This is a genomic window from Oceanobacillus salinisoli, assembly GCF_009733865.1.
Lineage (GTDB): Bacteria > Bacillota > Bacilli > Bacillales > Amphibacillaceae > Oceanobacillus > Oceanobacillus salinisoli.
This window is the reverse complement of the sequence record NZ_WOFB01000003.1, coordinates 150,763-175,856: the sequence shown is the minus strand read 5'-3', so window position 1 is coordinate 175,856 and position 25,094 is coordinate 150,763. Positions and strand designations below refer to the sequence as shown.

Annotated in this window: 20 protein-coding genes and 1 pseudogene; 3 read left to right on the top strand and 18 right to left on the bottom strand. The window is 37.3% G+C overall.

Features of this window, described 5'->3' with window-relative positions:
* Positions 1-66: 66 nt before the first annotated feature.
* Both cysK and GMJ66_RS04665 read right to left on the bottom strand, forming a co-directional pair.
* Entirely contained in the window at positions 67-990 is a 924-nt protein-coding gene (cysK, locus tag GMJ66_RS04670) for a cysteine synthase A (protein ID WP_156289171.1), read from the bottom strand.
* A 159-nt stretch (positions 991-1,149) separates the two neighbouring features.
* Positions 1,150-2,019 carry a gamma-glutamylcyclotransferase gene (locus GMJ66_RS04665; protein ID WP_197046601.1) on the bottom strand — a complete coding sequence of 290 codons (870 nt, stop codon included), beginning with the start codon at positions 2,017-2,019 and terminating at the stop codon, positions 1,150-1,152.
* A 250-nt stretch (positions 2,020-2,269) separates the two neighbouring features.
* Here GMJ66_RS04665 and GMJ66_RS04660 point away from each other — a divergent pair, with 250 nt between their 5' ends.
* Positions 2,270-3,403, top strand: a complete 1,134-nt coding sequence (locus GMJ66_RS04660) for a zinc-dependent alcohol dehydrogenase (RefSeq protein ID WP_156289169.1) — start codon at positions 2,270-2,272, stop codon at positions 3,401-3,403.
* Here the strand turns inward: GMJ66_RS04660 and GMJ66_RS04655 are convergent.
* The 11 genes and pseudogenes from GMJ66_RS04655 to GMJ66_RS04605 all read right to left on the bottom strand — a co-directional run bounded on the left by GMJ66_RS04655 (position 3,393) and on the right by GMJ66_RS04605 (position 19,155).
* Positions 3,393-4,268, bottom strand: coding sequence for a 5'-3' exonuclease (locus tag GMJ66_RS04655; RefSeq protein WP_156289168.1), 876 nt, complete (start codon positions 4,266-4,268; stop codon positions 3,393-3,395). The genes GMJ66_RS04660 and GMJ66_RS04655 overlap by 11 nt on opposite strands.
* Positions 4,269-7,919 carry a dynamin family protein gene (locus GMJ66_RS04650; RefSeq protein WP_156289167.1) on the bottom strand — a complete coding sequence of 1,217 codons (3,651 nt, stop codon included), beginning with the start codon at positions 7,917-7,919 and terminating at the stop codon, positions 4,269-4,271. It abuts the gene before it with no gap.
* 339 nt (positions 7,920-8,258) lie between these two features.
* On the bottom strand, positions 8,259-8,414 hold the full coding sequence (locus tag GMJ66_RS04645) for a DUF1540 domain-containing protein (protein WP_156289166.1): 156 nt from the start codon (positions 8,412-8,414) through the stop codon (positions 8,259-8,261).
* Positions 8,415-8,490: 76 nt separating this feature from the next.
* Positions 8,491-10,017 (bottom strand): annotated as a pseudogene (locus GMJ66_RS04640) (acyl-CoA carboxylase subunit beta).
* A gap of 18 nt (positions 10,018-10,035) precedes the next feature.
* A complete protein-coding gene (locus GMJ66_RS04635; RefSeq protein ID WP_156289165.1) occupies positions 10,036-10,809 on the bottom strand; it encodes an enoyl-CoA hydratase in 774 nt (257 codons plus the stop codon).
* 106 nt (positions 10,810-10,915) lie between these two features.
* Positions 10,916-11,128, bottom strand: coding sequence for an acetyl-CoA carboxylase biotin carboxyl carrier protein subunit (locus GMJ66_RS04630; protein ID WP_156289164.1), 213 nt, complete (start codon positions 11,126-11,128; stop codon positions 10,916-10,918).
* A gap of 213 nt (positions 11,129-11,341) precedes the next feature.
* Positions 11,342-12,685, bottom strand: a complete 1,344-nt coding sequence (locus GMJ66_RS04625; protein WP_156289163.1) for an acetyl-CoA carboxylase biotin carboxylase subunit — start codon at positions 12,683-12,685, stop codon at positions 11,342-11,344.
* Positions 12,686-12,726: 41 nt separating this feature from the next.
* Entirely contained in the window at positions 12,727-13,869 is a 1,143-nt protein-coding gene (locus GMJ66_RS04620) for an acyl-CoA dehydrogenase family protein (RefSeq protein WP_156289162.1), read from the bottom strand.
* A gap of 170 nt (positions 13,870-14,039) precedes the next feature.
* Entirely contained in the window at positions 14,040-16,490 is a 2,451-nt protein-coding gene (gene parC / locus GMJ66_RS04615; protein ID WP_156289161.1) for a DNA topoisomerase IV subunit A, read from the bottom strand.
* A gap of 12 nt (positions 16,491-16,502) precedes the next feature.
* Positions 16,503-18,458: a DNA topoisomerase IV subunit B gene (gene parE / locus GMJ66_RS04610; RefSeq protein ID WP_156289160.1), complete on the bottom strand. Its 1,956-nt coding sequence runs from the start codon at positions 18,456-18,458 to the stop codon at positions 16,503-16,505.
* 280 nt (positions 18,459-18,738) lie between these two features.
* Complete coding sequence (locus GMJ66_RS04605; RefSeq protein ID WP_156289159.1) at positions 18,739-19,155, bottom strand: CoA-binding protein; 417 nt, start codon at positions 19,153-19,155, stop codon at positions 18,739-18,741.
* A gap of 249 nt (positions 19,156-19,404) precedes the next feature.
* Between GMJ66_RS04605 and plsY the strand changes: the two genes are divergently transcribed.
* Together plsY and yidD are read left to right on the top strand one after the other, a co-directional pair.
* The gene (plsY, locus tag GMJ66_RS04600) at positions 19,405-19,986 is read left to right on the top strand and encodes a glycerol-3-phosphate 1-O-acyltransferase PlsY (RefSeq protein WP_156289158.1); all 582 of its coding nucleotides are present in this window, start codon (positions 19,405-19,407) and stop codon (positions 19,984-19,986) included.
* Positions 19,987-20,210: 224 nt separating this feature from the next.
* Entirely contained in the window at positions 20,211-20,459 is a 249-nt protein-coding gene (gene yidD, locus GMJ66_RS04595; RefSeq protein ID WP_156289157.1) for a membrane protein insertion efficiency factor YidD, read from the top strand.
* Between the two features lie 25 nt (positions 20,460-20,484).
* Here the strand turns inward: yidD and GMJ66_RS04590 are convergent, their stop codons facing one another.
* The 5 genes from GMJ66_RS04590 to acnA all read right to left on the bottom strand — a co-directional run bounded on the left by GMJ66_RS04590 (position 20,485) and on the right by acnA (position 24,996).
* Entirely contained in the window at positions 20,485-20,793 is a 309-nt protein-coding gene (locus tag GMJ66_RS04590) for a hypothetical protein (protein WP_156289156.1), read from the bottom strand.
* Positions 20,794-20,796: 3 nt separating this feature from the next.
* On the bottom strand, positions 20,797-21,219 hold the full coding sequence (locus GMJ66_RS04585; RefSeq protein ID WP_156289155.1) for an acyl-CoA thioesterase: 423 nt from the start codon (positions 21,217-21,219) through the stop codon (positions 20,797-20,799).
* A 135-nt stretch (positions 21,220-21,354) separates the two neighbouring features.
* Positions 21,355-21,582 (bottom strand): small acid-soluble spore protein Tlp, encoded by a 228-nt coding sequence (gene tlp, locus GMJ66_RS04580; RefSeq protein WP_156289154.1) that lies wholly within the window; start codon positions 21,580-21,582, stop codon positions 21,355-21,357.
* A gap of 279 nt (positions 21,583-21,861) precedes the next feature.
* A complete protein-coding gene (locus GMJ66_RS04575; RefSeq protein WP_156289153.1) occupies positions 21,862-21,996 on the bottom strand; it encodes an FbpB family small basic protein in 135 nt (44 codons plus the stop codon).
* A 276-nt stretch (positions 21,997-22,272) separates the two neighbouring features.
* Positions 22,273-24,996, bottom strand: a complete 2,724-nt coding sequence (gene acnA, locus GMJ66_RS04570; RefSeq protein WP_156289152.1) for an aconitate hydratase AcnA — start codon at positions 24,994-24,996, stop codon at positions 22,273-22,275.
* Positions 24,997-25,094 lie beyond the last annotated feature (98 nt).

The following is a 25,094-nucleotide window of genomic DNA, read 5'->3' as shown; positions in this document are numbered from 1 at the left end:
AATTTGGCAGTTCATGATTTTGGATAAATTGACTAACGGACGAATATTCCTTCCCTTCCCATCCTACTATTCCTCACCGAATAAATTCATGCTTAAATATCGTTCCCCAGTATCCGGGGCAAGGCATACAACTTGTTTTCCTTTTCCGAGTTTTTTGGCAACCTCGATGGCGGCATATACTGCTGCGGCTCCAGAAGGTCCAATAAATATCCCTTCTTGTCTTGCAAGCTTCCTTAACATGTCTATTGCTTCCTCATCCTTGATTTGGATGATTTCATCATAAACATCTGTATTTAAAATGCTAGGCACAAATCCAGGACTAGTTCCTACTAACTTATGCTTTCCTGGCTTTCCACCGGATAATACAGGGGATCCTTGGGGTTCGACGACTGCTACATGAACGTTTGGAAGCTTTTCCTTCAAGGTTTCTCCTGTCCCAGTTACCGTTCCACCTGTACCAGCCGTACATACGAACGCGTCTAATTTTTCTTCGGTTTGTTCCAAGATTTCGAGAGCGGTAGTTGTACGGTGAATATCAGGATTTGCTGTATTTTCAAATTGCTGTGGAATGAAACTTCCTGGAATTTCTTTTTGAAGTTCTAATGCTTTTCTGATACAACCAGGCATTTTTTCTTGACTCGGTGTTAGAACAACCTTTGCCCCATATGCCTGTAAAATATTTCTTCTTTCCATCGTACTGTTATCAGGCATAACTAAAATTGCTTTATAACCTCTCGCCGCAGCATTCATGGCTAAACCAATTCCTGTGTTTCCACTTGTTGGCTCAATAATTGTATCACCTGGTTTAATAAGGCCTTCTTCTTCGGCAACTTTTATCATATTATATGCTGCACGGTCCTTTACACTTTTACTTGGATTAAACATCTCCAATTTTACATAGACATCTGCCGCTTCTTTTGAAATAACTTTATTCAGTTTAACAATAGGAGTTTCTCCAATTAATTCAGATACGTTTTCGACTACCTTCATTTTAAAACCTACTTTCTTCATTCTTTTGGCAATAGTCGGCGATCAATTGCTATATCAGGATATTTTTATAAATGAATTTTTCTTGACTCAAGGGAAATACAAATATATGACCTTTCCTCCATCTAAAATACACTATGGTCTTCATTATAACGATAAGTATTAACCATTTCCATCATTTGCTTTATTCGAAAATTGATTTATTCTTTCTTTTAATTTATCTATATAGGATTCGCTAAGTATTCCAGATGCACCACGAATAATTTCGGTTGCATACCGGTGGGTTGGTTTCGTTTCCTCGCTTTTTTTTACTCCAATAAAGGTAAGAGCATCCAAGAAGTCTCCCTCATTGAATTGAACAGTAACAATTGCAGGACGGTATGCTTGATGGTATACACCTTCACGCTTATACAAATAATCCACTGCTTCGTGAGGGACCTGGTAAATAATTCCCTCTACTATTTCACCATCCGATTCAATGATATCAGCTTTTCCTCCATCCGAAGAAATTCTGGAAAATCGAAATCCGTAATCTGTTAATATTCCTTTGCCAGTTATATCCTGAAAATATGGATCAACATTTGCTATCCGAAAACGCTCATCATCCATACATGAGCCATAAGCAAAATAATGGATGGAATTCTTCTTTAAGTAGTTATACACTTTCCAATTTCCATGTTCAATTTCATCAGAGGCGTGTTGTAGCAAAGCACCACTCACATAAGTAATTGCAGCAATGGATTGCTCCTTATCATTATAAACGTTAACCTTCACTCGTTCATATAAATTATTCTTCTGTTTTTCTTTGTATCCTTCCAATTCATTAATTTGCTCTAGCTGGGTGTCTGTTACCTCATATACAGAACCAAATGTGCGCTTCTTTTCATCCTGCTTCATTACTGGATATCCCTCATTGGTATCAAAAAGTTTTCCATATATCCATGCATTACGAATAATAAGTTTTGCTTTGTTCAAATAATGGTGATTTCTTTCCCCTTCTAATAAGGTGCCGTATACAAACAGTTTGTGCATAATCATTCTCCTCTCTATTTCTATAAAAACTATATACCCTTATAAATCTATCGGTCAATCCTATATATAGAGCAGCATGATATACACCTATATACCCCATGGATAGTATGCACTTTGCCGTAATACAATTCTGCAACTATAATAATCGTTAATTTTTCAACCATCCAAATATATCGTGTAATTCTTCTCATTTGTATATTTTCTATCTCTTTAACGAAATCTAAAAATAAGTTTATAAGGAGGAAAAGCGATGAAAGCTGTAACTTATCAAGGGAAATACAATGTAGGCGTAAAAAATGTGATAGATCCTATTATAAAGGATTCGGAAGATATTATTATAAAAGTTACCTCAACGGCCATTTGTGGGTCTGATCTACACTTATACCAAGGGAATTTTCCAATTCCTATGGATTATATTATTGGCCATGAACCAATGGGAATTGTAGAAGAAGTAGGGCCGGATGTAACTAAAGTGAAAAAAGGAAATCGTGTTGTTATTCCATTTACCGTAGCATGTGGGCAGTGCCAGTATTGTCATAATCATTTAGAAAGTCAATGTGACAATGCCAACCCGCATTATGATTCTGGAGGATATTTTGGTTATACGGAAAAATTCGGAAACTATCCTGGAGGGCAAGCGGAATATCTACGTGTTCCCTTTGGAAATTATACACCATTTGTCATTCCGCCAGATTGCGAATTAGATGATGAACATTTATTGTTTTTATCTGATGTTTTACCTACTGCCTATTGGAGTGTAGAACATGCAGGTGTGAAAAAAGGAGACACCGTGATTGTTTTAGGTTGTGGTCCTATTGGATTAATGGCACAGAAATTTGCTTGGCAAAAAGGAGCCGAACGGGTCATTGCAGTTGACTATTTTGACTACCGTTTAAATCATGCGAAAAACGTGAATCAAACAGAAATTTTTGATTTCACGAAGTATGAAGACATGGGAGAAACGTTAAAAGAAGTAACTAAAGGCGGAGCGGATGTTGTCATTGACTGTGTAGGAATGGACGGAAAAAAATCACCACTGGAATTTGTAGAACAAAAGCTGAAACTCCAAGGTGGAACTTTAGGTCCGATTCAAATTTCCACTAAGGCAGTCAAAAAAGCTGGGACGGTTCAAATCACTGGTGTATATGGCGGATTATATAATATGTTCCCATTAGGACCATTCTTTGTTCGCAATGTTACCTTAAAAATGGGACAAGCTCCTGCACGGGCATACATGCAAGAGCTTTATAATCAGATAACCAGTCAAAAGATAGATCCAACCGATATTATTACACATACACTTCCATTGGATAAAGCGGATGAAGCGTATGATATGTTTAACGGAAGGAAGAATGACTGTATTAAAGTTGTACTTAAACCGTAGTTTTCAATAATTTATAGAAGTGATCAAATTCAAGTTCTGAAAATTTATTGCGAATTTTTGCATCGTCGTAATTCCATAAGGCGTCATCCAGGGAACAACTTACTGGAACATCACATTTTATTTCGGCCAGTGTTCTGGATAGGTGAAGCATCTCCAAATTATTTTTGATTTTAGTTTGGACTCCTTTTGGCAAATTTTCCAAATTCGCAAGCAAATGATCAATCGTTTCATATTCCTGGATTAATTTAAGGGCAGTTTTTTCACCAATGCCCTTTACTCCAGGATAATTATCTGAACTATCCCCCATTAGCCCTTTCATGTCAATGACCTGTCTTGGCTGTATACCTTTCTTTTCGTAAAAATTATCCTTCGTAAACACTTCATAATTTCCTTGTCCTTTTCTCATGATCGCCACCTGGATACCATCATCAACAAGCTGTAAAATATCCTGATCCCCAGTTAAAATGATTACTTCATGTTCTTTTGCATAAGTTTTGGCTAATGTTCCAATACAATCATCTGCTTCAAAGGACTCTTTTCCTATATTCGGCATATCAAATGAATCCACTACTTCTTTAACCAAATCAAACTGTGGAATCAGTTCTTCTGGTGGTGCATCCCGATTTGCTTTATAACCATCATATAATTCCGTTCGAAATGTTTTACTTCCCATATCCCAACAGCAAATGACATGTGTTGGTTCAAACTTTTCTACAGCATCCAAAAAATATCTCATAAACTGGTATATTCCATTTGTAGGAATACCCTTACTAGTTTTCATAAAGTTTCCCCTGAAGGACGTTGCGAAAAATCCACGGAATAGTAAAGCCATTCCATCTACTAATAAAATCTTATTTTTATCCAATTATGACACTTCCTCAATTCCATGTTTTTGCAGTTCAGTTTGAATGAATTGCTGCTTTTTCTCCAAAACAGGCAGATTTAATCGGGAACCGATCATTTCCTCATAATTTTTTACGTATTGATTGGTCGTTTTAATTGCCGATTCTTTCATCTCATCAACTAAATTTCTCCATTGTTTGAGGTATTCCTCATACATAAGTCGTTTATTTTCTTCCATATATTCTTTAGCTAATGGAGATATCAAGCTAAATATCTGTTCCTTCATTTGTTCTTTTTCATTTTTCTCAAAAAATGCTTTTGTTCCTTTAAAAGAAGTGATCACCTTATCAAATATCGACATGTCTATTGGAGTAAAGGCTTCCTTATATTCAGGTGTTTCCATTTTCGTTGGCTGCCAATTAGGTAATTCGAATAATGTATCGATGTTTATGCACCGTTGTTCGATTGATTGATAAAACTCCTTGCCTTGCTGCTGTATAAATGCCTCTAGCCTTAATGATACTGCTTGCAGTTCCTGACGAAGTTCAAATCCAACATATTCCATTAAATTTTCCACATTGCTTCTTAATTGTCCATAACCTTTTCTTCCTGATTCCGTTATGGTTGTTGGATTAAAGTGTTCTTTAAATATATCGTGAAAACGAATCTGCAGTCTCTCCAGTACATAGAAAAGTTGCTTATCCATTTTATCATGAATTCGTTCATCATAGATAGAGGTTTCAATATTTACCAATTGGCTTCTTAGTTTTTCTATTTTGTCATATAGATCCTGTTTTCTTTTTTCTTTTGCTGTCTCATCTAAACTCATGGAATCGATAAAATTAGTTAGCTTATTATATGTTCGTCTCATGTCCCATAGTGCCGAATCGGTTGTTAATCTAGCAAGATCATCATGAATAAAGTGATAAAAATTTTCTTCAAAAGTAAACATTTGTTCATTTAATATTTGCTGACTTTGCTTTTCCTTAAGCGACCGCTTACTTGATACTGGATACAGCCTAGGCAGTCTAACTCCTAGTTCCTGCAGCTGCTCCTGAACATAATGAACAACTAAAGATAGTTCTTCTTCATTATGCGCTAAGTCTGCCGCATTAACGATAAAAAACATTTTATCCAGTTGAAAAGCCTCTTTTACCCTTCCAAGCTGCATCAAAAAGTCTCTGTCCGCACGGGACAAGGCATGATTATAATAGGTTACATATAGAATCGCATCCGCATGTTTAATATATTCAAATGCAACATTAGTATGTCGGGCGTTTACCGAATCAGCGCCTGGTGTATCAACAAGAGTAATACCTTGTCTTGTCAAGGAACAATCATAGTACAGGTTAATGGACGAAATGTAGCAGGCTTTTGTTTCGTCCGTTACATAAGTAGAGAATTCATCCAAAGTGATTGTTCGTTGCTCTCCAATCGAATTCTTTATATTGTCATATCCATTAATTAATGCTTGCAAGTATGCTTGGTACATCTTATTTAACTTTGAACTCTGATGGATATTATTTTCTTTTACCCATTGTAATAATGGTAAAAATTCAGTCGCAGTTGGAGTGAGTTTCTTCGTAATCATGTAAAGGTCATTTGCTAAGGTTCTCTCATCCTTCCATGTCACCACAACTGTCCCATGTTTGTAAGTATCCGATACTGGACAAATTCGATTTACTGCTGCCGTAGTTGGGTTCGGTGATACTGGTAGTGCGCTTTCACCTATTAATGCATTTGCAAATGATGATTTACCGGCACTAAAAGCACCAAACAGTGCAATCGTATAGGTACGATTGGAAAGCCGTTTCGTTTTATCGACTAAATCACTCTGTAACTCCTCAAAACCGGGTAAATCATCGACTGCATGAATTGTTTTTTCAATGCTCTTTATCACCTGTTCCACCGATGGGTTTGTCCCGATTGTTTCTGCTTTTCCTTCCTGTTTTGTATGAATGGTTATGGTTTGCTCTGCTTTCTTCTCTAATTTTTCAGGTACATCAGCTTGCTTTATACGTTTTTGAATTTCATTTCTTGCCGTTTCCATTTGCTCCCAGTCCGATTCGGTCGGTGCAGGATGTTCAAGAACCGCATCCAAATGACGTATCTTTGCATTTAGTTCTTTCTCTATATCCTCTTTCTTTTGTTTGTAGTCTCGAGCAAATTCCAGTTGGGAAAGCTGCTTTTTGTATTCCAGCTCCTTTTGTTTATTTTTTTCTGTTAAATACTGTTTTATTGCCCCCAGCAATTGATTTGCCATTTGTTTAAATTTAATCTTTATATCGTTACTTACATCCTTTGTATAATGAAGTACATAATCTCCATTCACTTTTGCTCCGGGTTTGATTAATGTAATTAAATCCGCTTCTCCATATGTAAGGCTTAACGATTGAATTTGCTTTACTAACGCCTCATCAGTCAAATCATATTGCTTGGCTAATTGTACAAACTTATCTCTAAGTTTCCATCGAATGGCTGCTTCGATATTTTCCTGCAAAGCAGTTAAAAACGCTTCTAACCTATGTTCCTTTTCAAGCCTTGTCTTTTTCCTGGAAGCGAGTAAACCTACTTTAAAATTACTCTGCTGGGATTCTAAAAAGGCATGTGCTTTATCCCTTAATACTGCCGGCATAATGTAGGCATTGTTTAACGTACTTTGCATTTCCTGATGAAAGTCATTTTCAAAATGCATAACCTTCTGTTCAAGTTCTTTTAAATGAGATTCGATGTCTTCTATTTTCTGTAGACTTTCTTCCAATTCCTGATCATCTGTACCTGGGCCCAATTTTGCCTCATACGTGTTTTTTAAGAATTTCTTATGTGAGGTGATGACCTGATGTAATGAATGATGAATCGAAATGGATAAATTGGTATCACGATTCAGCATATGGAAAAGCGTTTTCTGTATTTCCTCAAACTGATTATACTTTGCCTTTTCATCGATTAGAGAAGAATAAAAGATTGCTTCTGGCCGAATATTCCATTGATGGAATGTATGAGTAATACTCCGTTTAAATTGTTCAAACGATAATTCATCCTCATCATGCTTATCAATCTGATTTACGATTACATAAAAAGGAATGGCTTTACTTTGAATAGATTTGAGAAATTGTAAATTAACCTCTGATTGTACATGGTTATAGTCCATGACATAAAATAACACATCAATTAAATGGAGGGATGACTCAGTCATTATTCGATCCGCATCATCCGCGGCGTCTATACCGGGTGTATCCATCAATGCACATTGAGCTGGCAGGATACGTTTAGCTGTACTAATCTCTATTTTTTTTATGTCATCTTTATTTTTGGAATACTCCTTGATCATATCCATATCGTACGGTTCATTAAATTGCAAAATTTCCCCATTATGTAAATGAGCCCGAGCATATCCACCACCGGAAGTGATTTTAACGATGTTAGCACTGGTTGGAATAGGACTCTTCGGTAAAATATCTTCTCCCATTAATGCATTAATCATGGAAGATTTCCCTGCCGAAAAATGCCCAGCAAAGCTAATCATAAATTCTTTTTGGTCGAGTTTTTCATATAGATCTAATATTTTCTCTGCATTTGGACGATCCTCATTTTGTAAGATCAACTTGTAAAGATCTGCTAAATGCTCTAGCTTTATTTCTATTGATTCTGTTTTCAAATTCAAACTGTTCATGGCTGCCCCTTCCCCTTCACCTAACTTATGCACTATTATACGGAACTTGTATCATTAATTCTAGAAAAAACAGAAATTATGAAACGATTTTCCAGAATCTTGTATGTCCTCCATATTTTATAGTTTACATAATATTATTACGGTAATCTTAATTGCTATTTTTTTTAGGATGTATTCTAAAGGTTTATAGTTTTACCATTAAGTCGAATAGAAGTAACCCCCCCTGAAGATTATTCTAGTAAAAATTTATTTAGTAACACTCAAGGTGATGCTTCGACGTGGGAATGCGAGTTATTTTAAATAACAAAAGGGCAACCGTTTTTGGTTACCCTTAACCCTCTATATTTTTGGCTGAAATGTTTTACAATCGGTTTCTTCACTTGTAGATGCATGTTCTCCTTTTCGACTAACAACATAGATTGCATCTGCCAAACATTTATTCCCCGCACCCCAGTATTTACAACTATTCACTTCACAAAGAACATCTTTTGCCATACTAAACACCACCTCCTCATTTATTATCATGAACAAAGTGGTGTTCTTGATACGACTTAATTGAAAATGAGTGTGATTAAACTGGATGAATACCATGTTTTCTTTCTGTAAGACTTACATTTTTTTCCTGATAAATGGAATAACGCTGAATTAGTTCTTCTCTTAATTAATCCGGATGAATAATATCATCAACTACCATTTCTGAAGCCAACCGGTAAATATCAATTTCCGCTTGATACTCCTCCTGTTTTTCTTTAATAAAGTCCGCCTGCTTATCCTCAGGGAGCTTGGCAATTTTATTTGCATAGACGGCATGAACTGCAGTTTCAGGACCCATTACAGCTATCTGTGCATTTGGAAAGGCGAGAACACAATCAGGTTCAAAGGCAGGGCCAGCCATTGCATAGAGTCCAGCACCGTAAGCCTTTCTAACAATAACCGAAACCTTCGGAACCGTTGCTTCACTCATGGCATAGAGCATTTTTGCTCCGTGGCGAATGATTCCCTGTCTTTCCACTTTTGTACCAATCATAAATCCGGGAACATCGGTAAGAAATAATAACGGAATATGAAAAGCGTCACATAACTGAATAAATTTAGCTGCTTTATCAGCTGTATCGGTAAACAATACTCCACCTTTTATTCGGGGCTGATTTGCAATGATTCCGATTGACTGTCCATTTATACGGGATAGTCCTGTAATTAATTCTGGCGCAAATTTTTTTTTAATTTCACAAAAACTATTTTCATCGATAATTCGCTCTATTAAATCATACATATTAAATGCAGTATTCTGGTTTTCGGGAACTATTTCTGAGATGGATTTATCAAAGGCTTTAGGTGCTTGTGAGGCTTGTATTTTAGGCGTGCTGTGAAAATTGGCTGGAAAGTAGCTTACATATTTTTGGGCATAGAAAATGGCTTCCTCCTCGGATTTAACCAAAACATCACCTACACCTGATACACTGGTATGCATCTTCGCTCCACCCATCTCCTCTAACGAAACTTTTTCACCAATTACTTTTTCTGCCATACGTGGTGATCCAAGGTACATGGATGCATTACCATCTACCATAATAACAATATCACAAAAAGCAGGTATATAAGCACCACCTGCTGCCGATGGACCAAATAATAAGCAAACCTGAGGAACACGACCGGATAATTGAATCTGATTATGGAAGATTCGTCCTGCACCACGGCGACCTGGGAACATTTCAATTTGATCAGTAATTCGAGCTCCAGCAGAATCGACTAAGTAAAACATTGGTAATTCCAATTTTATCGCCGTTTCCTGAATTCGTAAAATTTTTTCGACCGTTCTTTTTCCCCAAGATCCTGCTTTTACTGTGGAATCATTAGCCATCACACATACATCTTGACCATTGATTTGACCGATGCCAGTAACGACTCCATCAGCTGGCAGGGTATCATCTATACCGTTTGCAAAAAATGCATCCTCTATATTAATTCCCTTATCAAATAATAACTCTAAACGCTTTCGAACAAAGAGTTTCCCCCTTGATTCGTTCGTTTTATGGTACTTTTCATGACCACCTTTTTCAATTCGCCTTATTTTTTCCTGTAATTCTTCCAAAGACATCTTCCAACCTCCTATCCTTTATTTTCCTTGATATGATGGTGTTCGCTTTTCACGAAATGCCTGTAATCCTTCCTGTCTATCTAATGTTGGAATGGTTTCGAGGTACGCCAAATGTTCAATCGTAAGTGCTGTTGACATATCCGTTTCTATCCCCTTGTTTATTGCAATTTTAGCCTGCTTTAATGCAATTGGTCCATTCTTTGCGATAGTACGGGCTAAAGTTAATGCTGTCTGTAAGAGAACCTCCTTATCGGCTATTTCTTCTACTAAGCCTATATCAAGCGCTTCTTGGGCTGTAATTGGCTTTGCTGTATAAATAAGGCGTTTTGCCTGTCCCAGCCCAATTAATCTTGCTAACCGCTGCGTACCGCCAGCTCCGGGAATAATAGCAAGAGAAGTTTCAGGTAGCCCCAAGTTTACATGACTGGCAGCAATACGCAGGTCACAAGCAAGTGCTAGTTCTAACCCCCCTCCAACTGCCGTTCCATTTAATGCAGCAATGACTGGCATACGTAAATTTTCTATTGCTGTTACGGTTTCCCCAATATACTGGACCGCTTCCACTACCTGCTTTTCAGACATCTCCTTTCTCTCTTTTAAATCCGCTCCTGCACAAAATGCCTTTGTTCCTGTTCCAGTTATAATGGCACAATGAATAGAAGGATTTTTTTGAATTTGGGATAGTTTTTCAGAAAGTGATTGAAGAAAAGGTTTTGACAGCGCATTGGCTGCTTCCGGCCGGTTCAAGGTAATAACTGCAATGTTTTCGTACTTCATATCTAAGTTAATCATACCGAAACATTAAGCCTCCTTGCTGATTATTTTACTCTTTGCAGCATATTTAAGAACACGCTATAATCCCATTTGATAGAACGAATGACAACAAGCGAAAAGAGCCTTATTCAATAACCGCTATCACTTCCTCTTCATTCACGAAATCTCCTTCCGATACCTTTAATTCTTTTATCGTCCCAGATGTTTCAGCAGGTATCGGAATTTCCATTTTCATAGATTCCAAAATAACAATATCCTGACCTTCCTCTACTTTCTCCCCTTCGTTTACAGCAATTTTCCATACACTTCCCGCCATACTTGCTTTCACTTCCTGCATCATTTTCCCCTCCATTTTTATGGTTAAGTGAAACTTATAGTGAAGGTATAACTGTGGTTAAATATTTGATAAAGTGAATCTTCAATCAGTGGGGTTTTTTTTCATCCCCCACTGATTGTTAGATGAACGAATCAGGAGTTTACTGGCTGCCCGACCCCCACTTATAATTCTTGAGGCATGTCGAATTCTTCTCGTTAAGGGTCTTACAGCCAGTTAATCACGTGATAAATAATATTCGTCTATAAATGAAGTTGTCGTACTACCCATTTGAAAAACCTTATTGGTGACAATCTTTTTCAGCATGGGAATGTTAGTCTTAATGCCTTCTACTTTATATTGATGAAGTGCCTCCGTTAATAAAGAGACGGCTTCCTCTCTTGTATCCGCTTTAATAATCAGCTTAGCAATCATCGGATCATAAAATGGAGTTACCTGATAATTACTTTTGACTGCTGTTTCATTTCGAATATGATTGCCCTCGGGTACTTGAAATTTAGTAATAAGTCCTGGAGACGGAAAGAAAGTAATTGGATCTTCCGCATAAATCCGTGCTTCTATCGCATGTCCTTGCATCTTTATGTCATCCTGTTGTATACGAAGTTTTTCCCCTTTTGCGATGCGAATCTGCGCTTCAACGATATCTATTTCTGTAATCTCTTCCGTAACAGGGTGTTCTACCTGAATTCTAGTATTCATTTCCAGAAAGTAAAAATTTTCCTCATGATCGACTAAAAATTCAATCGTTCCTGCATTAGTATAGCCTAGTGTCTTTGCAGCCTGAACTGCTGCTTTCCCCATTTTTCTTCGTGTCTTTTCAGATATAAAGGAACAAGGTGCTTCTTCTATTACTTTTTGATTCCTGCGCTGAATTGAACATTCCCGTTCAAACAAGTGAATAATATTACCATGTTCATCCGCAAGTAGCTGTATTTCAACATGTCTGGCATGTTCTATATTTTTCTCAAGAAACATGGAACCGTTCCCAAAAAAAGTTAACGCACGTTTGGAATTATTTTCAAATGCAGATTGAAGTTCTTCTTTTGAATGAACTACTTGCATTCCAATTCCACCTCCACCGGCAGCCGCTTTTAACATAACTGGGTAACCAATTTCATCGGCAATTTCTACTGCTTCCTTTTCGGATACAGTTTCATTTGTACCAGGAACAATTGGTACACCAGCCTGTTTCATGATCTTTCTCGCTTCAATCTTATCGCCCATTCGGTGGATGACTTCACTAGTTGGTCCAATAAATATGAAACCTTCCTGTTTACAGACTGCTGCAAATTGGGCATTTTCACTTAAAAAGCCGTACCCTGGATGAATTGCGTCTGCACCTGATTCCTTAGCGATTGATAGGATCTTATCGATGTTCATATAGCTTTCATTCACGCGTGGAGGTCCTAGCAAAAATTGTTCATCTGCCATTTGTACAAACGGGGCATCCTTATCTGCCTCCGAATATATAGCCGTCGTTTTAACCCCAAGCCTCCTGCATGTTCGAATAATTCGGGCGGCAATTTCTCCCCGGTTTGCTATGAGTATTTTTTCAATCATAAAACTCCCCCTTGTACCAGACTGTTTTACAATATATTTGTCTAACAACCTAGTTCTCTTGCGATAACGAGTCTTTGAATCTCAGAGGTACCTTCTCCAATTTCTAATAGTTTTGCATCACGTAAATACCGTTCCACCTCATATTCCCTCATGTAGCCATTTCCACCAAGAATTTGAATGGCTTGATTAGCAGTTCGGAATGCCGTTTCTGATGCAAAAAGTTTTGCATAAGCAGCTTCTTTACTGAAAGGCTTGTCATTGTCTTTTAACCATGCGGCTTTATAGACCATGTTCCTCGCCAGTTCTATTTCCATGGCCATATCGGCTAATTTGAATTGAATCGCTTGGAATTTAGATATAGTCTTACCGAACTGTTTCCTTTCTTTGGCATAACTCAATGCTTTATTAAGGGCCGCCTGAGCAATTCCCAGCCCTAAGGCTCCAATAGAAATTCTTCCGCTATCCAATGTAGAAAGAAACTGTTCAAAGCCTTTGTTCGGTTCCCCTAATACATTTTCCTTTGGTACACGAACGTTTTCCAGTACAATTTGCGCAGTATCCGAACCACGTACCCCCATCTTATTATACTCACTAGTTATGGATACACCTTTAGTATCAGCAGGAACGATAAGAGAAGAAATCAGCTTCTTCCCTTGATCACTTTCACCGGTTACAGCGGTTATAATGAATGTCTCTGCGTAGCTGGCATTGGTAATAAAACATTTCTCCCCATTTATAACATATTCATCTCCATCTAGAACAGCTTTCGTTTTGGTTCCACCTGCATCAGATCCCGCATTTGGTTCGGTTAATCCGAATGAAGCTAATTCTCCTCCCTTTGCAAGCGGTTTCAAATATGTTTGTTTTTGATCCTCTGTCCCATAATAATAAAATGGACTTGCTCCAAGAGATACAGCAGCAGCATAACTTAATCCAGTACTACCGCAAACGCTTCCAACTTCTTCAACTGCAATGGCATAGGATACCATATCCCCACCAGATCCACCATACTTTTCAGGGAAAGGGATTCCTAATAAACCTAATTCTCCCATTCGATAAAAAATATCGGCTGGAAATTTTGCTTCTTGATCAATTTGAATTGCTCTGGGACGAATGACTTCATATGCAAACTCACGAACCATCGATTGAATCATTTTTTGTTCTTTGGATAACTCAAAGTCCATCGCTTCCGCACCTCTTTACTTTTTTCTTTAATTTTCATATATAGAACAACAGGATAGTCGGCTTAAAAGACTAGCGCTATCCTGTTGATCTACTTAGAACCACTTCACGAGGTAACATAATGTTCATCTACCCATTAAAAAAAACCATTACAATTCATTTTATTATGAACTTATTCATTTGATTCATCAAAAGGCTTATGATATTGTGTTTGTTTCCAGACTTCCGTTACTTCCCCATTTGCATCACTGTCAATTACAAACGAACCATTACTGTAACGATCACTCGCTGTTAACTCTAATGGATAAATATGATGTGTTTTTCCATCTTCAGTAAGGAATGCTAGACTTTCATTTTCATACATGACATAAAATCCCCGAACACGATGAGGTTTATTTTTTAGTTCGCGCAGCATAATTAATCCACGTTTTGCTCTGCTCGATTTTTCAAATTCCTTCAGTTTCATTCGTTTGCAGGAGCCACGCTGTGTAATGACAACAAGGGATGGTTCTGATAAGTCGTCGAAAACTTGGCCATTGACTACATACTCGCCGTCTTTCAGTTGTATCGATTTTACCCCTGCAGCACGCTGACCAACTACATTAATTTCTGATTCATGATACCATAATCCGTATCCTTTATTCGAAGCGATGAACACGTCTGAATGTCCGTTCGTTTGAAAGACATTAACCACTTCATCTCCATCTTTAAGGTTTAAGGCAACTAATGCTTTAGAATGTCGTGAAGCATTGTACAGTTTTAATTCTGTTCGTTTCACCATTCCATTCCTTGTGAAAAAGATCAGATAGGAATCATCTGTGAATTCACGTATTGGAATACATTGTACAATATGCTCATCTTTTTCTAAGGAGGCAAAATTGGATATATGGTGACCTATATCCTTCCAGCGAATATCAGGAAGTTGGTGAACCGGAACAAAGAGATATCTCCCTTTCGTTGTAAATATCAATATATTATCTGTCGTATTGATTTCCATTAAAGATACGAGGTGGTCCTGACCTTTAATTGCAAAATCTTCTCCATTCGAAGCACTGTAGGAACGAAGACTTGTACGTTTTATGTAGCCATCTTTTGTAATAGATACAAGCACATCTTCACTTGCAACGACTACTTCAATGTCAATCTTTAATTCCTCTATTTCTTCTTGAATGGCAGTTCTCCTATCTTCAGCAAAGGTTTTCTTTATGGATCTTAAATCCTTTTTGATGGACTGATACAATTTCTTCTCACTGCTTAAAATTTCTTCTAATGCAGTGATTTGCTTTCGCAGGTCATCTGCTTCCTTCTCAAGTTGTGTAATATCTGTATTCGTTAAACGGTACAGCTGTAACATAACAATCGCTTCTGCTTGTGCTTCCGTAAAGCCATATTTAGCAATAATTTGCTTTTTCGCGTCCTGCTTATCTTTGGAAGCTCGAATGGTTTCAATTAATTCATCGAGAATGGAAATTGCTTTTATTAATCCCTCTACAATATGAGCTCTGTCTTTTGCTTTTTTTAAATCAAATTCAGATTGTCTTGTTACCACTGCTTTTTGATGGGATATATATGCCTCTAAAATTTGTGGAAGCGATAATAATTTAGGTGTTCTATCTTTGATGGCTACCATATTAAAATGATACGTTACTTGGAGATCGGTATTTTTATATAAATAATTTAATATTCCTTCACTATTCACATCTTTTTTAAGTTCAATAACAATTCTCAAGCCCGTACGATCGGTTTCATCCCTTACTTCAGCAATGCCTTCCACTTTTCGATCAATTCGTAACTCATCAATCTTTTTCACCATAAGAGCTTTATTTACTTCAAATGGAATCTCATCAATGACGATTTGCTCCCGATTACCGCGCATTGGTTCAACTCTTGTCTTTCCTCGAACCACTACTTTACCTTTTCCCGTTTCATAAGCTTTTTTAATGCCATCTACACCTTGAATAATTCCACCCGTTGGAAAATCCGGGCCCTTGATAACACGCATCAGTTCCTCTACTGTTACAGATGGTTTATCAATCTTCATTATTACAGCATCAATGGCTTCCGCGAGATTATGTGGTGGAATATCTGTAGCATAACCAGAGGAAATTCCAGTCGATCCATTTACAAGCAGATTTGGGAATTTAGCTGGCATGACAATCGGTTCCATTGTTGTCTCATCAAAATTGGGAATGAAATCTACCGTTTCTTTATCTAAATCTCTGAGAAGCTCTGCAGAAATAGGCGAAAGTCGTGCTTCCGTATAACGCATCGCTGCAGGTGGATCTCCATCAATACTCCCATTATTTCCATGCATCTCGACTAATGCATTACGTACCTTCCAATCCTGACTTAATCGTACCATTGCCTCATATACCGAAGAATCCCCATGTGGGTGATAATTACCAATTACCGTACCCACTGTTTTTGCAGATTTTCGGAATGAACGTTCATGTGTATTTTTTTCTACGTGCATTGCATATAATATTCTTCGCTGCACGGGTTTCAATCCATCTCTGGCATCTGGTAATGCTCTATCTTGAATAATATATTTACTATACCTTCCAAAGCGATCCCCAATCACTTCTTCTAATGGAAGGTCCAAAAATTGTTCAGGTTGAGACAACTCAATCCCCCCTTAATTCTTTGTAATTTTATCGTTGTCTAAAATGGTGTCATCTTCTTCCAGTCCAAATTCTACATGGGATTCAATCCATTTTCTTCGTGGTTCTACTTTATCCCCCATTAGAGTCGTTACTCTCCGCTCAGCACGAGCCAGGTCGTCTATGGACACGCGAACTAAAGTGCGTGATTCCGGATCCATCGTAGTTTCCCATAATTGATCGGCATTCATTTCACCAAGACCTTTATAACGTTGAATAATATAACCGTTTTTAAACTCCTCCACCGCTTTTTTCATTTCTTCTTCATTCCAGGCGTAAACAATTTTTTCGCTTTTTCCTTTTCCTTTAGAAATTTTAAATAGTGGTGGTAAGGCAATATAAATTTTTCCAGCCTCAATAAGAGGGCGCATATAACGATAGAAAAAAGTTAGCAGAAGAACTTGAATATGAGCACCATCCGTATCCGCATCGGTCATAATAATAATTTTATCATATTGGGTATCTTCTAAATTAAATTCAGCACCAACACCAGCACCAATCGTATGGATGATGGTTGAAATTTCCTCATTTTTAAATACATCCTGAAGTTTTGATTTTTCGGTATTAATTACTTTACCCCTTAATGGAAGGATAGCCTGAAACTTTCTATCTCTTCCTTGCTTTGCTGATCCACCGGCTGAATCGCCCTCCACTAAGTATAATTCATTTCGCTTAGAATTTTTCGATTGAGCAGGGGTCAGTTTTCCGCTAAGGAGCGTATCTTTTCTCCGCTTTTTCTTACCGGTTCTAGCTTCTTCCCTGGCTTTTCGAGCGGCTTCTCTTGCTTCCTTCGCCTGAATGGACTTTTTAATAAGCATTGCTGCAACGTCCGCATTTTCTTCTAAGAAGTATACCAGGTTTTCGGATACGACAGCATCAACGGAAGATCTAGCCTCTGATGTCCCAAGCTTCCCTTTTGTTTGCCCTTCAAATTGCAGCTTATTTTCGGGAATACGGACAGATATAACAGCTGTCATTCCTTCTCTGATATCCGATCCTTCTAGGTTTTTATCTTTTTCTTTCAACAGCGACGCTCTTCTTGCATATTCATTGACTGTTCTAGTGATAGCTGTTCGCGCTCCAGATTCATGTGTCCCACCATCTCTTGTGCGGACATGGTTTACAAAGGATAACATATTTTCCGCATAGCCATCATTAAATTGAAATGCAAACTCCACTTCAATCCCCTGTTGTTCCCCTTCAAAGGAAACTACCTGGTGCAATGTATCTTTTTCTTCATTTAAATAATCAACAAAGGATTCAATTCCATTGGGATAATGAAACGTTTCCTTTTCTTCACTACGTTCATCTTTTAGTTGAATTGTAAGACCTTTTAATAAAAACGCAGATTCTCTCAATCGTTCCGAAAGTATTTCATAGTCATAGGTTGTCGTTGAAAAAATGGTGGCATCCGGTTTGAAATGGATGACCGTTCCAGATTTCCTTGTCGGGCCTTTTTGTTCAAGTTGGCTGACTGGCTTCCCGCCATTTTCAAACCGTTGATAGAAGGTTTGTCCATCACGATAAATCGTCACTTCCAGCCACTCTGACAAGGCATTTACCACCGATGCACCTACACCATGTAGGCCCCCACTTGATTTATATCCGCCTTGTCCGAATTTCCCTCCTGCATGGAGAACGGTAAATATAACTTCTGTCGTTGGTTTGCCGGTGCGATGCATCCCTGTAGGTATACCTCGACCTTTATCGGCAACGGAAATGCTATTATCTTTATGTATGGTTACATGTATTTCATCACCATAACCGGACAATGCTTCATCAACGGAGTTATCAACAATTTCAAATACCAAGTGATGCAGTCCTTTGCTGTCTGTGCTTCCGATATACATTCCTGGTCTTTTTCTAACGGCATCTAAACCTTCTAATACTTGGATAGATTCATCTGTATATTGAGTTGATTGTTTAGTCAAAAAATCTTCTCTCCCCTCAAAACTGCAACGTTCATTATTTATGATAGAACAAATGTTTTATGTTGTAAATTATCGACTAAAATAAAATATTATTGTAAACTCAAGTAGAATGTGAATATAAGTATACTATAATTTCGAGAAGAATGCATAATCGATAAAAGAAAGGTATTTTACACATACAAAAGAAAGGCCTGAGTTTTACATGATAATCACGTTCCATAGAACAACCTCTTATAGCAAAATAAAAGGATGACATTACTAAGCCATCCCTTTTAATATCTTATTTAACTAGTACAGCATGAACGACTTTGATACATAGATCCATGACCACTGTAAAATCACGCTCTTTTAAATAGTGGTAAGCCTCCTCATTGACAATTCCCTGCTGTGCCCAAAATATTCGTGCATTTGTCTTAGCAGCTTCTTTAGCAATTTCCGGTAAGTACTCAGGCCTTCTAAATACATTAATCATATCAAATTCCTCTGGAACATCCATTAAGGAAGGATAGGCTTTTTCACCTAATACTTCTTCTACTGTTGGATTAACCGGAATAATACGATAGCCATTTTCCTGCATAATTTTAGCTATTTGATAGGATGTTCGTTCTGGATTATCTGATAGTCCTACAACCGCAATCGTCTTTACCGTTTCTAAAATTTCCTTGAGCCTATCATTTGATGGATTTTCCCAAGCCAAATCAGAAAACTCCCTTCTTTCAGCATATTGTTAAAAAATTATATAGAGATTATACCGTCACAAATAAAAAAATGCTTGTTTTCCATCCTATGTTGATATATCTTAATAGTTGTTACTCTTAACTATAGCATATATATATGCAATATTAAATTAATATTATATCTTATTGCTTCCCCTTCTTTATCTAATCATTCATGCTAAAATAAGGGGGGGATGAGGTATAAAATTATTTGGAAAGTAGGATGATTTATGGAGTATGTTTTATTTGGTCTGATTGCTTATATATTGGGATCTATTCCATCTGCCCTAATTGTTGGGAAAGTCGGTTATAAAATAGATATTCGAGAACATGGAAGTGGAAACTTAGGTGCAACCAATGCATTTCGCGTTTTGGGTAAAAAAGCAGGAATGATAGTTACGTTATCAGATATCCTGAAAGGTACAATTGCCGTCCTCCTTCCTTTACTATTTGATGCCGAAGTAAACCGTCTGGTTATTGGGATATTTGCTGTTATCGGTCATACATATCCTCTCTTTGCTAAATTTAAAGGAGGAAAGGCCGTAGCGACATCTGCTGGAATCATACTGGGCATTTATCCATTGCTGTTTGTTATCATGATTCTAACTTTCCTTATAACCTTATATATTTCTAAATATGTTTCTCTATCTTCTATGATTACTGGTGTCGTCTCTATAATAATATCTATATTCTTCCAGGATACCGGTCTCATTATCATTATTTCTTTGTTGACTGCTTTTGTTTTTTACCGTCATCGTGAAAATTTAAAAAGAATTAAAAATGGAACAGAACCAAAAATTAAATGGATGTAAGTGACTGCCATAATTATTAACAAATGATAAGGCTAATTTTTAAAACGATTGGGACTAAGGCGGTACTAGTCCTGCAAAAAAGAATTGTCGTTTTCCCGCGGCTGCTGCGGAATTAAAATACGCACTTAGGGCAACTGGTGTGCCTCCTCGTGATGCTGCGCTGCAGGGGGAAATAAAACTTATACAAACATAAGGATTTTTTATAAAAGAAACAGGTGAATGAAATGAAATATCTCTTTATTGGGATAATCAAATTTTATCAAAAAGCAATTAGCCCATTCACGCCTCCCTCCTGCAGGTTTTACCCTACATGTTCGACCTACAGTTTGGAAGCATTTCAGCGCTTTGGTGTCATTAAAGGAGCATTTTTAAGTATAAAAAGGATAAGTAAATGTCATCCATTCCATCCTGGAGGGGTTGACTATGTTCCTGAACAACTTAATACGAAAAAGAACGATACAGGAAAAGGATAAAATACCGCCTGTATCGTTCTTTTTCTTAGTCATGGGATAAGTTGAAACGCTCTATCTGTTCAAATTGTTTTTCTTTGTACAATACTTCCCTCTGATATTCACCAAACAAGTCGAAATGGGGATATTTATCATCTCTATGTATCCATTTGGAATCCAATCCGTATTTTTCTCCCCATTTTTGGAGTTTTTCCAAATCACTGCAACCTACTTTGGTAACAGTATAACTTTCCGGAAACCTTTCATCCATCCAATAATGCGTTAAAAAAGCTATCTTCCCGCATCTTACTTTTTCCTGCCAAGCTCTTAATTCATCTCTTTTCAGTCCAAAAGCCATCCTTTATTCCCCTTTTACTTGCTGTAAATACTTCTTGTGCCAATCAGGAAAGGAACTTCTAAGTGATAAAGGCCTAAATGAATCTTTACGAACAATAACATGTTCTGTACTGCCACTTACAGCTATCTCCCCATTACCTTTTACTATATGATAACCATAAACGGTTCGTAATCCATCATATTCTTCCAGCCATGTTTCAACAAATGCCGCTTCACCATAACGAACTGGTTTTTTAAATGAAATATTGGCATTGATCACAGGAGAGACGACATTTTCCTGCTCCATTTTTGCATAGCTCAAACCTAAATTTTCTATATATTTTGTCCGTCCAATTTCAAACCATACTAAATAATTTGCGTGATAAACGACTCCCATTTGATCTGTTTCCTGATATCTTACTTCGATTGGAGTGTTGACTTTATTCAATTTTTTTCCTCCCCTAGATACTGATCCTCCTTATTTTATCATGAATACATAAACGAAGTGAAATAGATAACTTATCCACTAACGTATGTAAAACCTCAAATCATTTAGATCTGAGGTTTTACAGTTTACGACCTATTATTTTTGATCATGGTACTCGTCTTTAATTTCTTCACGCATTCCCTCAATAGCTTCTTCCCGGCGTTGGTTCTTGGCTATAATTTGTTCCCTTTCCTGGCCTTGGGAATGCTCTAATGTGCCTTCTGCTTTTTCCATATTTTGTATCGTGTCTTCTACCATATTTTGCAGTTTTTCCACGTTATCACTTCGATCATCTGGCTTTGGTTGATGATGTTTTTCTGTCATTTGTATTCTCCTTTCTAATAAAAGCTATCTTTATTTTTTCTAAAAAAATATTGTCTATACAAAAAAATGCCCCTTTCAAATAGAAAGGGACATTTTTTATTACTATTTATATGTGACTAACTGGCTGCACTCACAATTCACTAAATCGAGATAATACAAGAATTACTTAGTGGGATTAGCGGCCAGTTAACAACTGTCGTTCAGAGGCCTTTAGATATATGCCCTTATCGGTACTAGCAATCAGTGAGGGATGAAAACACACACCGATTGAAGATTCGCTTATTTGGCTTCTCTAAACTTTTTTTCTAATTTTTGTTCAATTTTGTCTAATAAGACATTATCTTCTAAAATTTGCTTACGGTTTTGCTGTACCAATTCTTCAAATGTCAACTTTTTTTTCAGAGAAATAGTCATTCACTCCCTTTAACTTTTTAAAAGAAGTGTAGCCATTTATGGTTGATTTTATAATAGTCTTGCAAATTAATTTAATTCATTCATCATTTCAGACATAATAATAGGTCATTGGTCCAATTTTTCTAGGTTGCTGTACAACACCATCTGTTCCGATAAATAAAATTTTCTGCAAAACGCAACAGTCAACCAGAAAAAATCCGAACAATAGGTTATTGTTCGGATTTTTCATTGACTAAAATATTATTGTCCCAGCCTCTTTTGCCAATTACAAATGATTTACTTGGCTTCTGCAGCTACTTTGTTTCGTAGTACCATTTGCAGAATTCCACCATGACGATAATAATCCACTTCCACTTCACTATCAAAGCGTACAGTTGCTTCGAAGGTTGTTTCTTTTCCAGACTCTTCATCAACTGCTGTTACTTTAACAAGATCATGCGGCTTTACATTTTCGTCAATCTCAACGTTAAATGATTCTTTTCCACTTAACCCTAATTTTTCAGCGCTGTCTCCTTTTTGAAATTGCAATGGTAATACACCCATCATTACTAAATTTGAACGGTGAATACGTTCAAAACTTTCAGCAATGACCATTTTAATTCCTAAAAGATTGGTTCCTTTTGCAGCCCAGTCTCGTGAAGATCCCATTCCATAATCTTTACCGGCAATGACTGCTAAGCCTGTTCCATCTTGCTGATATTTCATAGCCGCATCGTATATTGGCATAATTTCCCCAGTTGGCCAGTAAGTAGTATATCCACCTTCTGTTCCTGGAGCCAATTGGTTACGAATACGAATATTGGCAAAAGTACCGCGCATCATCACTTCATGGTTACCACGTCGAGAACCATAAGAGTTGAAGTTTCTTGGAGAAACACCTTTTTCCTGTAAATATTTACCGGCTGGCATATCTTTAGCAATTGCCCCTGCTGGAGAGATATGGTCTGTTGTTACCGAATCCCCAAATTTTCCTATCGCACGTAACCCATTCAAATTATCAACCGTTCCAGGTTCTTTAGATAACCCTTCGAAAAATGGAGGATTTTGAATATATGTTGAATCATTATCCCACTCGAATAACGGCTCATCCGTAGTTTCAATGGAATTCCATTTTTCATTTGATTCGAATACATTTTCATATTCTTTACGGAAAATTTCTGGTGTAACAACTTTTTGAACTTCATTTTTAATTTCTTGCATTGTTGGCCAAATGTCATTCATATATACATCATTTCCATCTGCATCTTGACCAATTGGATCAACAGCCAGATTAATATCTACTGTTCCAGCCAGTGCATATGCAACGACAAGTGGTGGTGAAGCCAAATAGTTTGCTTTCACTAATGGATGGATACGTCCTTCAAAGTTACGGTTACCAGACAATACAGATGATGCAAGCAAATCACTATCCTGAATTGCTTTTTCAATATCTTCACGCAATGGACCTGAGTTACCGATACATGTTGTACAGCCATATCCGACCAAATTAAATCCTAAATGATCTAAATAGTCTTGTAATCCTGCATCTTCCAAATAGCGTGTTACAACTTTTGAACCTGGTGCAAGTGAAGTTTTTACATATCCAGGCACCTTCAATCCTTTTTCCACTGCTTTTTTCGCAATCAAACCTGCACCTAACATTACATACGGGTTAGAGGTATTTGTACATGATGTAATTGCAGCGATTGCAATAGAACCAGTTCTCATCACCGATTTCGAACCATCCGGATTTTCAATGGTAACTTCTTTATCAAACTCCGATTTATCAAGTCCAAATCCCTGGTTACCTTCAGGTGCTGTTACTGCTTTGTTAAACTCGTCTTGCATTTTTGATAACGGAATTAAATCCTGTGGACGCTTAGGACCTGAAAGATTTGGTTCTAATTCCGATAGATTAATTTCCACAACTTCTGTATATTCCGGGTCAGGTTGATCTGAACTGTACCACAGGTTATTTGCTTTACAGTATTTTTCAACTAATTTAATTTGTTCCTCGCTTCTACCTGTTAAACGTAAGTAATTCAATGATTCAGCGTCAACAGGGAAGAAGCCGCAAGTTGCACCATACTCAGGCGCCATGTTGGATATCGTTGCCCGATCTGCTAATGGCATGTCCTGTAATCCAGGTCCAAAATACTCAACAAATTTCCCTACAACATTTTTCTCACGCAGAACTTGGGTAACTTTTAAAGCTAAATCCGTTGCAGTCGTTCCGTTAGGAAAACTTCCTGTGAATTTCACACCGATTACTTCCGGTTGAGGAATATAAGATGGCTGACCAAGCATACCAGCTTCAGCTTCGATACCGCCAACACCCCAGCCAAGCACACCTAAACCATTAATCATCGTAGTATGTGAATCGGTACCAACTAAGGTATCAGGAAATGCATCAATTTCACCGTTTTCATTTTCAACTCCATGAACAACATTAGCAATGTATTCTAGGTTCACCTGGTGAACGATACCTGTTGCTGGTGGTACTGCACGATAATTATCAAATGCTTTCTGTGCCCAATTCAAGAATTCATAACGTTCAGCATTCCGTTCAAATTCCAAATCCATATTGGCTCCAAGTGCATTTGGTGTTCCATATTGGTCAACCTGAACAGAGTGGTCAATAACGAGATCAACTGGAACTTCAGGGTTAATTTCATCCGGTTTACCACCAAGGTCTACCATCGCTTTTCGTAAAGAAGCCAGGTCAACGACAGCTGGTACACCTGTAAAATCCTGAAGAATAACTCGTGAAGGTTTAAATGGTACTTCTGCATCTTTACCTTCTTTTGTTCCCCATTTTGCAAGGCCTTTCACATGTTGGTCTTTAATTTGATGTCCATCATACTGGCGAACAACAGATTCTAAAAGTACACGAACAGAAAATGGTAATCGTTTAATAGAGCCTAATCCAGCCTCTTCTAAAGCTTTTAGTTCATAGTAATTGTACTTCTTTCCATTTAGCTCAAACTGTTTCTTTGTGTTAAACTTATTGTCTTTCCCCATATTATTGCCCCTTTCTTCATTGTCAACTTTTAATCAAATAAAGGAAAAATCGACAAGAAATCCCATACAAATGAAAACTATAAAAATATTAAATAGAA